This window comes from Williamsia sp. 1135, assembly GCF_002095395.1.
Lineage (GTDB): Bacteria > Actinomycetota > Actinomycetes > Mycobacteriales > Mycobacteriaceae > Williamsia.
In genome coordinates this window covers 295,073-309,103 of the sequence record NZ_MJEI01000107.1, presented here as the reverse complement: position 1 = coordinate 309,103, position 14,031 = coordinate 295,073, and the positions used below count along the sequence as shown (strand labels likewise).

General features: G+C 64.9%; 16 protein-coding genes. 4 read left to right on the top strand and 12 right to left on the bottom strand.

The window, feature by feature from the left end; translation table 11 throughout:
- Positions 1–23 precede the first annotated feature (23 nt).
- A complete protein-coding gene (locus tag BFL43_RS27630; RefSeq protein ID WP_084896632.1) occupies positions 24–1,157 on the top strand; it encodes a lycopene cyclase family protein in 1,134 nt (377 codons plus the stop codon).
- Positions 1,158–1,716: 559 nt separating this feature from the next.
- On the opposite strand, the gene BFL43_RS27625 is transcribed toward BFL43_RS27630, so the two are convergent.
- From BFL43_RS27625 to BFL43_RS27605, 4 genes are all read right to left on the bottom strand, one after another.
- Positions 1,717–2,718, bottom strand: a complete 1,002-nt coding sequence (locus tag BFL43_RS27625) for an Asp23/Gls24 family envelope stress response protein (RefSeq protein ID WP_168176744.1) — start codon at positions 2,716–2,718, stop codon at positions 1,717–1,719.
- Positions 2,711–2,890: a DUF2273 domain-containing protein gene (locus tag BFL43_RS27620; RefSeq protein ID WP_084836884.1), complete on the bottom strand. Its 180-nt coding sequence runs from the start codon at positions 2,888–2,890 to the stop codon at positions 2,711–2,713. The genes BFL43_RS27625 and BFL43_RS27620 overlap by 8 nt, the downstream gene beginning before the upstream one ends.
- Before the next feature lie 274 nt (positions 2,891–3,164).
- Positions 3,165–3,434 (bottom strand): hypothetical protein, encoded by a 270-nt coding sequence (locus tag BFL43_RS27610; RefSeq protein ID WP_084896917.1) that lies wholly within the window; start codon positions 3,432–3,434, stop codon positions 3,165–3,167.
- Between the two features lie 20 nt (positions 3,435–3,454).
- The gene (locus BFL43_RS27605; RefSeq protein ID WP_084896915.1) at positions 3,455–3,940 is read right to left on the bottom strand and encodes an Asp23/Gls24 family envelope stress response protein; all 486 of its coding nucleotides are present in this window, start codon (positions 3,938–3,940) and stop codon (positions 3,455–3,457) included.
- Between the two features lie 141 nt (positions 3,941–4,081).
- Here BFL43_RS27605 and BFL43_RS27600 point away from each other — a divergent pair, with 141 nt between their 5' ends.
- Together BFL43_RS27600 and BFL43_RS27595 are read left to right on the top strand one after the other, a co-directional pair.
- Positions 4,082–4,693, top strand: a complete 612-nt coding sequence (locus BFL43_RS27600) for an RNA polymerase sigma factor (RefSeq protein WP_084896626.1) — start codon at positions 4,082–4,084, stop codon at positions 4,691–4,693.
- Entirely contained in the window at positions 4,693–5,127 is a 435-nt protein-coding gene (locus BFL43_RS27595; protein ID WP_084896624.1) for a hypothetical protein, read from the top strand. The genes BFL43_RS27600 and BFL43_RS27595 overlap by 1 nt, the downstream gene beginning before the upstream one ends.
- Before the next feature lie 7 nt (positions 5,128–5,134).
- Here BFL43_RS27595 and BFL43_RS27590 read toward each other — a convergent pair whose 3' ends face one another.
- The 8 genes from BFL43_RS27590 to BFL43_RS27555 are packed head-to-tail and all read right to left on the bottom strand — an operon-like array spanning position 5,135 to position 11,912.
- Positions 5,135–5,527, bottom strand: a complete 393-nt coding sequence (locus tag BFL43_RS27590) for a DUF1992 domain-containing protein (RefSeq protein WP_084896622.1) — start codon at positions 5,525–5,527, stop codon at positions 5,135–5,137.
- A 12-nt stretch (positions 5,528–5,539) separates the two neighbouring features.
- Positions 5,540–5,881: a metal-sulfur cluster assembly factor gene (locus BFL43_RS27585; protein ID WP_084836877.1), complete on the bottom strand. Its 342-nt coding sequence runs from the start codon at positions 5,879–5,881 to the stop codon at positions 5,540–5,542.
- On the bottom strand, positions 5,878–6,348 hold the full coding sequence (sufU, locus tag BFL43_RS27580; protein ID WP_084896621.1) for a Fe-S cluster assembly sulfur transfer protein SufU: 471 nt from the start codon (positions 6,346–6,348) through the stop codon (positions 5,878–5,880). Before sufU ends, BFL43_RS27585 begins: the two co-directional genes overlap by 4 nt.
- The gene (locus BFL43_RS27575) at positions 6,348–7,676 is read right to left on the bottom strand and encodes a cysteine desulfurase (RefSeq protein WP_084896619.1); all 1,329 of its coding nucleotides are present in this window, start codon (positions 7,674–7,676) and stop codon (positions 6,348–6,350) included. The genes sufU and BFL43_RS27575 overlap by 1 nt, the downstream gene beginning before the upstream one ends.
- A gap of 25 nt (positions 7,677–7,701) precedes the next feature.
- On the bottom strand, positions 7,702–8,472 hold the full coding sequence (sufC, locus tag BFL43_RS27570; protein WP_084896617.1) for a Fe-S cluster assembly ATPase SufC: 771 nt from the start codon (positions 8,470–8,472) through the stop codon (positions 7,702–7,704).
- A 58-nt stretch (positions 8,473–8,530) separates the two neighbouring features.
- Complete coding sequence (gene sufD / locus BFL43_RS27565) at positions 8,531–9,739, bottom strand: Fe-S cluster assembly protein SufD (RefSeq protein ID WP_084896616.1); 1,209 nt, start codon at positions 9,737–9,739, stop codon at positions 8,531–8,533.
- The gene (gene sufB / locus BFL43_RS27560; RefSeq protein ID WP_084836872.1) at positions 9,736–11,190 is read right to left on the bottom strand and encodes a Fe-S cluster assembly protein SufB; all 1,455 of its coding nucleotides are present in this window, start codon (positions 11,188–11,190) and stop codon (positions 9,736–9,738) included. The genes sufD and sufB overlap by 4 nt, the downstream gene beginning before the upstream one ends.
- Complete coding sequence (locus tag BFL43_RS27555; protein WP_276206126.1) at positions 11,187–11,912, bottom strand: metalloregulator ArsR/SmtB family transcription factor; 726 nt, start codon at positions 11,910–11,912, stop codon at positions 11,187–11,189. Before BFL43_RS27555 ends, sufB begins: the two co-directional genes overlap by 4 nt.
- Before the next feature lie 267 nt (positions 11,913–12,179).
- Here BFL43_RS27555 and mptB point away from each other — a divergent pair, with 267 nt between their 5' ends.
- A complete protein-coding gene (gene mptB / locus BFL43_RS27550; RefSeq protein ID WP_084896913.1) occupies positions 12,180–13,982 on the top strand; it encodes a polyprenol phosphomannose-dependent alpha 1,6 mannosyltransferase MptB in 1,803 nt (600 codons plus the stop codon).
- Positions 13,983–14,031 lie beyond the last annotated feature (49 nt).

The following is a 14,031-nucleotide window of genomic DNA, read 5'->3' as shown; positions in this document are numbered from 1 at the left end:
CGCCAAAACGATACGGTTCCCATATGACGAACCATCTCGTCGACCTCGCCGTGGTCGGAGCCGGGCCCGCGGGCCGCGCACTCGCCCACCGCGGCGCGAGCGTGGGACTGCAGATCGCACTGATCGACCCAGACGTGGACGCCCGGTGGAAGCCCACCTACGCGGCGTGGGCCGACGACCTCCCGGACTGGCTGGACCCATCGGCGATCGTCGCCAGGAGTCAGCAGATCGCGGTCTACACACCAGCGCGCAAGGTGCTCGACCGGCCGTACGTCACCCTGGGAACGGCGGAACTGCAGCAATCGCTGGGGCTCGACGGCGTCACCGTGCACCCACATCGCGCGGCCGCCCTCGGAGAGAGATCGGTGGAGCTCGACAACGGCACCGTGGTGCGCGCGCGAAACGTGGTGGACGCGCGCGGACTACGCGATCGCGGCGCACCCGCACAGACCGCGTATGGGATCGTCGTGCAGCGCTCGGTCGCCGAGCCGATACTCGACGGCGCCGCGGCCATCCTCATGGATTGGCGTGGCACGCGCAATGATTCGGCTCCGACGTTCCTGTACGTGATCCCGCTGGACGAGCAGCGCGTGCTGCTGGAGGAAACCTGCCTCGCGGCCGCACCGCCGATGTCCATCGGAGAACTGCGCGGACGTCTCACCGCCCGACTCGGACACCTCGGACTAGATGTCAACGACCTCGACGTCCTGGGCACGGAGAAGGTGCACTTCGCGCTCCTCGACACCGCGCGTCGTCCCTGGGAACCCGGCAGGCCACTCAGGTTCGGCGCCGGAGGTGGGATGTTGCACCCGGCAACGGGTTACAGCGTCGCCGAATCGCTGAGCGCAGCCGATGACCTGATCGCCGCCGTGGCGACCGGCGACGACCCGGCCAGCGCGTTGTGGCCCTGGCAGGCGCGGGCGGTGTATCGCCTTCGTGTCCGCGGACTGACGGCTCTGCTCAACCTGCCCCAGAAAGACCTCGTGGGATTCTTCGAGGCGTTCTTCGCTGCACCGGCACGTCACCGACGCGCCTACCTCAGCGGCCGCGATCGGATAGGTGGAACTCTCTGCGCGATGGCCGGGACCGCCCTGCATGCGGATGCGAAGCTGGCCGGCAACATAATCCGGTCGGCGACACGCTCGAGGATCGGGTGACGGTCAGTTGTTGCGCCGCGATGGAGCAACATCTGGACCTCGACGTCCGAGCCTGCGAACGACAGTTGTAGTTGGTGCCGGACTGCCCGGAGCACTTCGATGAGGTCGCGGCCGTCGGCGGTCGGATCGGCGGTGACCGTGAGCTCGAGAATCTTTGTGGTGCCCTCGACGTAGCTGCGGGTTCGTGTCGACTGGATCCGGCGGTGCCGCTCCAGCGATTTCGCCGCCGCCTTGCCCACATCGGTGACCGAGACCGCGCAGGTTCCACCGACAACGTCGGAATCAGCTCCGACCGACGCCGTGCGTACGCGGTTCGGGCGAAGGTTGCCGACCAGCAACCACACACCCAGCAGCGCAAGGATGACGGTCGCGGCGAGCAGAGCCCACGGCCACCACGTCTGGTCTGCAGCCGTGTCGATCTTGGTGTTGTCCACCCGAGCGACCGCGTCCACGACCACCACGACACTCTGCCACCACAGCAATGCCACCACCCCGCCGGCGATCAGCGCCAGCGCGGTCACAGCGACCACCAGTCGATCAATCGTGTGTACGGTGCGCCTCATGTGGAAGGTCCTTCCGCGATACCGGGTGAGAGCGGAGGTGCACTGTGATCCAGCACAACCTTCGGTGGCGAATCGAGCCAGCTCACCGCGTCCTCGAGCTGCTCCTGTAGCGCTCCGCCGTCAGAGCCGGGTTGCCCCAGAACTGTCACCTTCGCCCGTCCTCGCACAACTGTCGTGCCGGCGGAGACCGTGGTGTCATCGTCGAGCGCGATCGCACTGAGCCGTCGGGCGATGTCGGTGTCGCGGGTCCACACGCCTGGTGCGGCCGTGATGGCCCGATGTGTGCGCGCGCGAGGCCTGATGGCGTTGTAGAGCAGCCACAGTCCCACCACTATGGCGCCGATTGCCGCAGCGACCATCCAGGTCTGCCATGCGGTGCTCGACAACCACCCTGCGGCGTCTGCCAGCCAGGGCTCGGAATCGTAATGACCTTGCGCCACCGCGTATTCGCGGCCGAAGACCACTGCGGAGAGCACCATGAGCAGGCCGATCAGAGCGGCAAGGAGTCCTGCGGCCGGATAGCTGCGCGGAATCCGGTCGTGCTGAGTCAGTACGGCGTCAGGCGAATCCTGCTGAGCAGTGACGAACTCAGCCACCTCTTCGGTGAGCAACAACTCCGATTGACTCACTGCGGCGACGTCCACATCGACCCGCGAGGGACGGCGACCGGTCAATCGCGTCAACACCTCTGCGACGTGATGCTGCACGCCGGCCGACACCTCGGCGGCCGACGAGGGCCAGCCGATGGCGATCTCGACCGCGATGGCGGGATGTCGCGAATCGGAATCAGCCAACGCCCTTGGCAGATTGCGGCCCGTCAGCGATCCGAACGTAACCGAATGGGCTACGACACCCGGCACCTCCATTGCGGCCTGACGTGCAATCTGGGAGTACACCCGGGCCTCGACGTGAAGGTCTCCCCGATCGGCAGGCGGCGCCGGGGGCTGTACCTCCAGGTCGTGCGGTACCGACCTCTGGGCCACCGCGGTGTCAGCCACGGCCCTTGCTCCGCAGCAGCACACCGAGATCGATACGGCCATCACGGTGCGCCCCGACCGCGAGGCCGACAGCGCCGAAGACGAGCGCGATCAGCAGGCCGAAGAACCCGCCCGTGGTGACCGCCAGCGCCAACATCAGGCCCACGATCAGCCCTAGGACTGTATTGCTCATGGAAAACTCATTTCTCGAATCACTCACTCAGATATCGATGTAACGAACACTTCCCGGAAACCACCGGGGTAGGACCCGGCGCCAGCGCCGTCGCGTGGACCGAGTCCGCACGAACGCGGTCGGCTGGTCCCGCCTTGCGGCCATCCCGAATTCAGCGTCGAGACGGGCCAGCGCCGCATTCATGGTCTCGGACCGACCGCCGTGGTCCGGATGGTTCTCGCGGATGATCTGTCTGCGCCGCAATCGGTAATCCGGATCCGACGAGCGGGCCGGGTCAGACCCTGGCGACGACATCCTCGACCACCACGGTTGCCGGTACCCCGACAACACCGGACGCCACCCGCTGGACTTCCGCGGCCACCGCCCTGATGTCGTCGTCTAGGAAGAGGACGACATGGACCTCGACACCGGATTTGTCCAGCCGGACACCGTTGACCCGACCGCCGGGAAGGTAGGTCGCCACCTCCCCGAGGACGCCGCCGTGGAGCTCCGCGACGCCGTCCAGGTCCGTCACAGCGGTCGCGACCTGCTGGGCGGGTGACACACCACCTGTGGGTACACCGCTCACTGGACTCGCGGGCTGGACTGACCCTCGGACCCGATCTCATCGCCGTCCAGATGCACGTCGTGCACGGTCACGTTGACCTCGGCTACTTCGAGACCGGTCATCTTCTCGATCGCATCGATCACGTTCGACCGTACCGACTGGGAGAGTTGATGGATGGCGACGCCGTAGTCGGCGACCAGCCCGATGTCGACGGCGGCCTGCCGCTCGCCGACCTCGACCGACACGCCCTGGGTGACGTTCGCTGATGCGCCGGGGATCGTCTCGCGGAGCTTTCCGACTGCGCGTGCTGCCCCGCCGCCGAGATCGTAGACACCGTCGACTTCGCGCGTCGCGATGCCGGCGATCTTGGCGATGACCACGTCGGCGATCGACGTCTTGCCGTGATCGCCCGCTACCACGTCCCCACCGATGGACGATGCGACGATATCTCGATCCGACGCCGAACCCGTTGCGCCGACAGTCTTTGTTGCTGCGGTTGTCATGAATGGCTCCTTGAGTTTGATGGTCACGATCTCGGTGGACCCGAACTTTCCGATCCACCTACTTAGACGATGGCCCGCATGCAAAGTGCACGCGGCGCCACAAGTGACCTCCACCACTACCGCCTGTGGCATGCTTAACAAGTGAACGAAGAGGGCGAAGATTCGCTGATTCGTGCCGCAGCCATCGGAGACAGACTTGCCTTCGACGAACTCGTTCGGCGGCACCTCCGACCACTGCTGAGTTACGCCACACGCCTGGTGTCGGACCCGACGACAGCAGAGGACGTCACACAGGAGACCTTCATTGCGGCGTGGCGCAATCTCCCGGACCTCGAGCAGCGTTCCTCGTTCCGCACCTGGTTGTTCACGATCGCGTCCCGCAAGGCGATCGACCTGCGTCGACGCCGCTCGGCGATACCGACCGAGGACGACCGACTCGACGGCCCCGACCGCCGGAACTCCGATCCGTATGACCGATACGTCGGCCAGACCCTCCTCCAGGCGTTACAGGTCGAGCTGGAGCGACTGAGTTACCACGCCAGAGCCTGCTGGTGGCTACGTGAGGTCGAGGGTTTGTCCCATGATGAGATCGCGACGGCCCTGGCAATCACGCGCGGTTCCGTACGTGGGCATCTCCAGCGAGCGAGGGCGCATCTGGCGCAACAACTTGCGCCGTGGAATCCGGACAGTCACGATCGAAGCGAGACGCAGCGAAGCAGGGATCGATCGAGTGACGGAAGGGATGATCTGTGATGGCACAGCCCGCAAACGATGACGATTTGTGGATTGCTGACGCCGCTGCCGAACTCGGCGACCACACTGACGACACCGACGTCTACAACAGGCTTCAGCCCAAATTGCGGGCCGCAGTGCGTCGTGGCGTCCCGGTCGCCACCGATAGCACCGGAATCGAGGTCAACACGCGGGCGCTGCGGTTCTCGCTCGCGCGCATCGTCCACGATGTGTGTGAACGAGAGATCGCTGCGCTGCATATCGACACCGACGGTAAGGTCGTCGAACGTGTCCGAATCGATCTGATCGGCCGCTACGACGACGACCTCGGGGTGCTCGGAGATCAGGTCCGCGGCACTGCGCGAGCCGGACTCGCCCGCCTGCTCGGCGCCCAGACCAGCGCACAGACGGCCGTCGAGATCCGTTGGACCGACCTCGAGTCGCCTGCGCAGTGACTGCGCGTCAGCGACGAAAGCTGCGCCAGCGCTCGATCATCTCGTCGACGTCCACGGTTCGGGCGATGACATACGATGCGGGCCCCAGACTCGGTGCCAGCCGATCGCGACGGACCCGACGGTTGAAGTCCTCCAGAACGGCACGAACCGCAGACTCGTTACGCAGGTCCCTCAACGACTCGGGGTAACTCGCGGCCTCTCGCCGCAATTGAAGCGTCGGAGGCAACAAGGCGGACGCACCGAGGTTCTCTTCTTTGATCTTGCGCTTGGCCCACCACTCGGGATCGTCTGCGTCACTCAGATCGAGAGGCTTCCCGGCGCCGGGCAGGTTGTCGAACTCGCCGCATTCCTGCGCCTCCCGGATCAGTCGATCGATCCGGGTTTCGAACGTTTCCGCCATCGCCCAGCTGGGTCAGACGGTGAAACCGAGGGCGCGTAACTGGTCGCGGCCGTCGTCGGTGATCTTGTCCGGGCCCCAGGGCGGCAGCCACACCCAGTTCAGTTCGATGTCGGTGCACAGACCGGAAGAGGTGATCAACACCGACCGGATCTGATCCTCGATGACGTCGGTCAGCGGGCAGGCCGCGGACGTGAGGGTCATGTCGATCTTTGCCACCGCGTCGCTGTTGACGTCGAGACCGTAGACCAGTCCGAGATCGACGACGTTGATGCCGAGTTCGGGGTCGACCACGTCACGCATGGCCTCCTCGATGTCCTCGATCTTCGGCAACGAGGTCTGAACTTCTTCTGTCATGCTGACTCCTTGGCAGAGTTCTCTTTGTTGACCACAGTCTGAGCCAACGCGTCTTTGAATGCCATCCATCCCAGCAGCGCGCACTTGACGCGGGCCGGGTACTTGCTGACTCCGGCGAAAGCAACTCCGTCTCCGATGACTTCTTCGTCGCCGTCGACCTTGCCGCGGGACGTCATCATCGAATTGAACGAGTCGACCGTGGCGAGCGCCTCTTCGACCGAGTGGCCCACCAACTGCTCGAACATCACCGATGTGGACGCCTGTGAGATCGAACAACCCTGGCCGTCGTAGGACACGTCGGTGACCTTGTTGCCGTCCTCGGACAGCTGGACCCGCAACGTGACCTCGTCGCCGCAGGTCGGGTTCACGTGGTGGACTTCGGCGCCGAAGGGGTCACGCAATCCGCGACCTTGCGGATGTTTGTAGTGATCAAGGATCACTTCCTGGTACATCTGCTCCATACGCATCAGGCAACCACCCCACTCTGCGCATTGTCGCCGTTCGCTTCGCTCACGCCGAAGAACTTCTGGGCGGTGACGATCGCCTTCGCCAGCGCATCGACCTCGTCGAGGGTGTTGTATGCCGCAAACGACGCCCGCGCCGTGGCCGCGACGCCGAAACGTTTGTGCAGCGGCCAAGCGCAGTGATGGCCTACACGGATCGCGACGCCCTCGTCGTCGAGGATCTGCCCGAGGTCGTGTGCATGAATGCCATCCACCACAAACGACACGGCACCGCCTCGCCGATCCGTGGTCGCCGGCCCGATGATCCGGACACCGTCGATCTGACCGAGCGCGTCGAGGGTGGCCGCGACAAGCGAATGTTCGTGCGCTGCAATGGCGTCCATGCCGAGGACTTGGAGGTACCGCACCGCCGCGCCCAGTCCGATCACCTGCGAGGTCATCGGAACACCGGCCTCGAAACGCTGCGGCGCAGGCGCATACGTCGACACATCCATGGACACGGTCTCGATCATCGATCCACCGGTGATGAACGGCGGCAACTGCGCGAGTAGATCGCGTTTGCCGTACAGCACACCAACGCCCGAGGGGCCGAACATCTTGTGGCCCGAAAAGGCTGCAAAATCGACGTCCAGCTCGTGGAAATCGACCGGCATATGTGGAACCGACTGGCAGGCGTCGAGTACGACCAGGGCACCGACCGCCCGAGCCCGCGAGACGATCTCCGGAACATCTGTGATGGCACCGGTCACGTTCGACTGATGGGTGAACGCCACCACCTTCACGCTGGCGTCCAAATCCAGCGAATCGAGATCGATCCGGCCGTCGCCGGTCACGCCGTACCACTTCAAAGTGGCACCCGTTCGGCGGCAGAGTTCTTGCCAGGGAACGAGATTCGCATGGTGTTCGAGCTCGGTGATCACGACCGTGTCACCTGGACCGAGTGGCTTGCCCCCCAGGACACCCGCGCTGCGATCGTCGCCGAGCGTGTAGGTCACGAGGTTCAGGGACTCTGTCGCGTTCTTGGTGAAGGCGAGTTCGTCGAAGTCGGCACCGACGAACTCCGCGATGATCGCCCGCGCGTCTTCGTAGGCGTCGGTTGCCTCCTCGGCCAGCTGATGCGCACCGCGATGGACGGCAGCGTTACAGCTGAGCAGGAAATCACGTTCTGCATCGAGGACCTGCAACGGCCGCTGGCTGGTGGCCCCTGAATCGAGGTACACCAACGGCTTGTCGTCGCGGACGGTCCGGCCGAGGATCGGGAAGTCGGCGCGGACAGCAGTCACGTCCAATGCCCCTGCTTCGACCGAGGAGCTCTGATCGGTGGTCGTCACGTCTGCCCTCCAGGATGTTCTGACCTCAGACGCTCGCGGCCTGGGTGAATCGGATGTAACCGTTGTCCTCGAGCTCGTCTGCGAGCTCTGATCCGCCGGATTGGACGATCCTGCCGGCGACGAAGACGTGGACGAAGTCCGGCTTGATGTAGCGAAGAATCCGGGTGTAGTGCGTGATCAGCAGCACGCCACCGTTCTCGTTCTCCTTGTATCGGTTGACACCCTCGGACACGACACGCAGTGCGTCGACGTCGAGGCCGGAGTCGGTCTCGTCGAGGATGGCGATCTTCGGCTTCAGCAGTCCGAGCTGAAGGATCTCGTGGCGCTTCTTCTCGCCACCGGAGAATCCTTCGTTGACGCTGCGTTCGCTGAACGACGGATCGATGTCGAGCTCGGTCATCGCTTCCTTGGTCTCTTTCACCCAGTGCCGCAGCTTGGGTGCCTCACCGCGCACGGCGGTGGCCGCGGTGCGCAGGAAGTTCGACATGGATACGCCCGGCACCTCGACGGGGTACTGCATCGCCAGGAACAGACCGGCCCGCGCGCGCTCGTCGACAGACATCTCGAGGACATCTTCACCGTCGAGGGTGATGGTCCCCTGTGTCACCTCGTACTTGGGGTGACCTGCGATGGCGTACGACAGCGTCGACTTGCCGGAGCCGTTCGGTCCCATGATCGCGTGCGTCGTGCCCGACTCGATGGTCAGGTCGACGCCTTTGAGGATCCGGATGGGTTCGGCGTCGGTGTCGCTTTGCTTCACATTGACGTGCAGATCGCGGATTTCCAGAATAGCCACTGTATTTCAGTCCTTGCCTGTATCTGTGCTTGAGAGATTTGTCGGTGTCGGCTGCGCCTCAGGCGCCGGCGACCTCTAGTTCGGCTTCGACTGCTGCCTCGAGCCGCTCACGCAACTCCGGCACACCGATCTTGGCGATCACCTCACCGAAGAAGCCGCGCACCACCAGCCGGCGGGCCTGGTCCTCGGGAATGCCGCGAGCCTGCAAGTAGAACAGCTGCTCATCGTCGAAACGTCCGGTGGCACTGGCGTGTCCGGCTCCGACGATCTCACCCGTCTCGATCTCAAGGTTCGGCACCGAGTCGGCGCGGGCGCCATCGGTCAGGATCAGATTCCGGTTGAGCTCGAACGTATCGGTGCCTTCGGCCTCGGCACGGATCAGCACGTCACCGACCCACACCGTGTGAGCCTCACGCGTTCGATCGTTCGCCACGCCCTGCAGGGCGCCTTTGTAGACGACGTTGGAACGGCAGTGCGGCTGCGAGTGGTCCACGAACAGGTGCTGCTCGAGGTGCTGACCGGCGTCGGCGAAGTAGAGCCCGAGCAATTCGGCGTCGCCGCCGGGTCCGTCGTAATGCACGATCGGGGAGATGCGTACGAGGTCGCCGCCGAGGCTGATGGCGAAGTGCCGCAGCACCGCGTCGCGACCGATCCGATTGTGATGCGCCGCGACATGGACAGCATCGTCGGCCCAGTCGTGGACGTTGACGACCGTCAGGTGGGCGCTGTCCCCGACGATGAACTCGATGTTCTCGGCGTACGTACCGCTGCCTTTTTGGTCGATGACCACGACCGCTTTGGCGAAGGCCTCGAGACGAACCTGCAGATGCCCGAATGCGAACTCGCCCTCGCCGGGACCCTCGATCACAACCGTGATCGGGTCTGCCGGGGTGACCTCTTTGCCGACCGTGATGACGGTCGCCTCGGAAAACGCCGAGTAAGCCTGTGCTGCGATTCGATCGAAGGGCACACCACCCTGCCCGAGGCGCTTGTCGTCGCGGCCGACGGTCTCGACGCTCGTCCCCTCGACGAGACCCTCGACCGTGGTCACCGCTTGCGCGGTGGCCTTCGCCGATCCGTCGTGGAGGCCGCGTAGGCGACGGAACGGGGTGAACCGCCACGCCTCGTCCTTGGACCGGGGGATCTCGAACGCGTCGACGTCGAACGAGGTGAACTGCTCACCCTTGTTGGCGACAGGGCGAACGTTCTCACCCTGTACTGCTCCGACCACCCCGGCCGGTCCAACTACTCCGGAAGGAGAACTCATCCCACCGACCCTTCCATCTGCAGTTCGATCAGCCGGTTGAGCTCGAGCGCGTACTCCATCGGGAGTTCCTTGGCGATCGGCTCGACAAAGCCACGAACCACCATGGCCATCGCCTCGTCCTCGGTCAGGCCACGGCTCATCAGGTAGAAGATCTGATCGTCGCTGACCTTGGAGACGGTGGCCTCGTGACCCATGGTCACGTCGTCCTCACGGATGTCGACGTACGGGTAGGTGTCGCTGCGACTGATCTGATCGACCAGCAGCGCATCACATTTGACCGTCGACCGGCTGCCGTGCGCGCCCTTGTTCACCTGGACCAGGCCGCGGTACGACGCTCGGCCACCACCACGCGCCACCGATTTGCTGACGATGTTCGAGGAGGTGTTGGGAGCGAGGTGCACCATCTTCGAGCCGGTGTCCTGGTGCTGTCCGGGGCCGGCGAACGCCACCGAGAGCACCTCGCCCTTGGCGCCTTCACCGGTCATCCACACAGCCGGGTACTTCATCGTGACCTTGGAACCGATGTTGCCGTCGACCCACTCCATGGTGGCGCCGGCTTCGGCCTTCGCCCGCTTGGTCACCAGGTTGTAGACGTTGTTCGACCAGTTCTGGATGGTGGTGTACCGGCAGCGGCCACCTTTTTTCACGATGATCTCGACTACGGCCGAGTGCAACGAGTCGGTCTTGTAGATGGGCGCGGTGCAACCCTCGACGTAGTGCACGTAGGCACCCTCGTCGACGATGATCAGGGTCCGCTCGAACTGGCCCATGTTCTCGGTGTTGATCCGGAAGTAGGCCTGCAGCGGGATGTCGACGTGGACGCCCGGCGGCACGTAGATGAACGAGCCACCCGACCACACGGCGGTGTTGAGCGCGGAGAACTTGTTGTCTCCGGCCGGGATCACGGTGCCGAAGTACTCCTGGAACAGCTCGGGCTGCTCGCGCAGAGCCGTGTCGGTGTCCAGGAAGAGAACGCCCTGCTCCTCGAGATCCTCACGGATCGAGTGGTAGACGACCTCGGACTCGTACTGCGCCGCGACACCGGACACCAGGCGCTGCTTCTCAGCCTCGGGGATTCCGAGCTTGTCGTAGGTGTTCTTGATGTCTTCGGGCAGGTCATCCCAGGTTGCGGCCTGCTTCTCGCTGGAACGCACGAAGTACTTGATGTTCTCGAAGTCGATGCCGTCGAGATTCGAGCCCCAGCTCGGCATCGGCTTGCGCTCGAAGATCGACAGCGCCTTGAGGCGCGCGGCGAGCATCCACTCGGGCTCGCTCTTCTTGGCCGAGATGTCGGCGACGACCGCCTCGGAGATACCGCGCTTCGCGCTTGCTCCCGCGACGTCCGAATCCGCCCAGCCGTATCCATAGGCGCCGAAAGAGTCGATCGTCTCTTCCTGCGTCAGTACGCCCGCAGCAGCTGTCTGTGTGGGTGTCGGGTCTGTGACCGTCATGTGTGACTCCTTCCGGAGGCTGCCGGTGCCGACGCGGGCTGGGCGTCGACCTGATTTGCCACCTGCAGATTTGCAAGCGGCACGTGGGTGGTACATGCGCAGTCGCCGTTGGCGATCGTTGCCAGGCGCTGCACGTGGGTGCCGAGTTTCTCCGTGAACACTGCCGTCTCGGCTTCACAGAGTTCCGGGAACTCCGAGGCCACATGCGCCACGGGGCAGTGGTGCTGGCAGATCTGCACACCATTACCAACGCGTCGGGTGGTCGCAGAAAATCCCGCACTGGTCAGTGCTTCGGCAATTTCTTCCGCCGTGCGTTCGAGCTCCTCCGCCGAACTGCCGGATACCTGCACCTCGGAGACGATTTCTTGAGCACGGTCACGAGCGAACTCCTGAACGGCTTCTTCGCCTCCGATACGGCGGAGTCGCCGCATGACGGCGCCCGCAAGATCGTCGTAGGCGTGTTTGAGACGACCGCGACCTGCCGCAGTGAGCTGAAAGTGTTTGGCCGGCCTGCCTCGGCCACGCTGGGCGTAACGAGGCGCCGCAGTGGCGACGACGTCGCCCGATGCGATCATCGCGTCGAGATGGCGCCGGACCGCGGTGGGCGTGATTCCGAGTTCCTCGCCGATGTGGCCGGCGGTCACCGGCCCCTGTTCCAGGATCAGCGTGACGACCGCTGCACGGGTGTGACCGTCATGACTGACGGTCACCGGACTGTGCAGCTCATCGGTTCCGTATGTGCTCGGCGCATCGGAGATCGATGCCACCTCGAGGGCATGCGAGCGTTCCTGTGCCGTTTTCACAACACAAGTGTTACCGAAATAGGAATCGAATGCTAGGAAGGGTCACCTTGCTTGGCACTGTCGGTTGCGTCACCCCACGCGTTGCCTCCCCCCACGGTGGCCTCACCGGTGGACGAAGTCCGTGCGATTACAGTCGCACCTGTGCCGGAACCCACAGCCACCGAACTCGACGCGAGTGCTCCGGCGATGGATCAACGACACCCGGTACGGACGGCGCTGGGTCGTTCCGCCGACTATCTGGGCCTTCGCCGTGTCGGGGCGAGCCCACCGGGCCGCGACTCCACCGGTGACTACGGACTGGCAGTCGCCAAGCTCCATGGCGACGAAGGTGAGGTGGGCCCGCTCAATCGCGAGGAGTCGCGGAGGCTCCTGAAAATCCGGTTGTTCGGGGCCACCGGCGCAGTATTGGTGCTGGTCGGCGCTCTCGGTACCGGCGCCCTCCCGGTACTCCAAAACCCCATCGCGGGCACTCGCGTCTTGTCTCTGCCCTCGCGGATGTGGCCGACCGCCTTGACGTTCTCCCTCGCGGGCACCGTCATCCTGGTCCTCGCGTGGCTGCTGCTCGGGCGCTTCGCGGTCGGCCGACTCGGGGTCGACGTGATGAAAGGCCGCACCCCGAAACGCCGGATGACGCGGCGGCAGGCCGACCGGACTCTGCTGGTGTGGTTGTTGCCGTTCATCGTCGCGCCGCCGATGCTCAGCAAAGACGTCTACTCCTACCTCGCACAGAGCGAGATCGCAGCCCGCGGGCTCGACCCATATACGGTCAGCCCTGCAGCAGGACTCGGGATAGATCACGTGTTCACCCGGTCCGTGCCCAATCTGTGGCGAGAAACACCCGCTCCGTATGGTCCGCTCTTCCTCTGGCTCGGCGACGGGATCACCCACATCACGGGTGAATACATCCCGGCCGCACTCGTCGCACACCGGGCCCTCGCGCTCTTCGGGGTCGCGCTGATCGTCTGGGCACTGCCGCGCCTGGCCAAGAGGTGCGGGGTCTCCCCGGTTGCCGCCCTGTGGCTCGGCGCGATGAATCCGCTGTTGATCCTGCATCTGGTCGGAGGCATCCACAACGAGGCCCTCATGCTCGGGATGATGCTGGCCGGCATCGAGATCTGCTTCCGGGGCATCGATTCGCCACAGCGGCTGCGAAGACCCGGGTCGTGGCTGCCTTCTGCGGCAGGTTGGTTGCTGCTGGCCGGCGCTGTGCTGCTCGCCGCGTCGGCGATGATCAAGATCGCCTCGGTGCTCGCGTTCGGATTCGTCGGCATCGCGCTGGCCAGACGATGGGGCGCCACCCTGCCCGCCCTGCGGCACGCGCCACCTCGCGAATACTGGCAACGGTCCAAACGGAGCGTCGCTGCGTTACTCGGATCCGCGGGGCTGCTCGGCGTGATCCTGGGGGGCGTCACCGCCGCCATCTCACTCGGAACCGGCCTCGGGTTCGGTTGGACAACGACACTCTCGACCGGAGATGTGGTCCGTTCCTGGATGTCGATGCCGACCTTCTTGTCTGTGACCACCGGCCGGATCGGCGTGCAGCTCGGACTCGGTGATCACACCCAGGCAATGCTCGACGTCGCCAGACCGGTTGCCCAGGTCATCGCCGCGATCCTCGTCGTCCGCTGGTTGCTCGCGGCTCTCGCAGGACGGCTGCACCCGGTCGGGGCGCTCGGGATCGCGATGGGCACCTTCGTCCTGCTGTTCCCCTTCGTCCAGCCGTGGTACCTCCTGTGGGCGATCATCCCGCTCGCAGCCTGGGCAACCGGTCGCTGGTTCCGGATCATCGCGATCACCGTCTCCGCGATCATCTCCGTGGTCGTGCTGCCGACGGGGGCGGGGACGCGTGGGTTCCAGCTCGCCGAGGCGATCGTCGCGGCGGTTCTGCTTGTGGCGATACTCACAGCCCTGTTCTTCGAGGAAATGCCCTGGCAGCGCAGACGCCGGGCAAAGGCCGACGTCGCCGAGCCTGTCGGGTCGGTCCGCTGAGAACCGTCGCCAGGCGCGGCGGTCACCCGTGTTCCGCACCGCATCAATC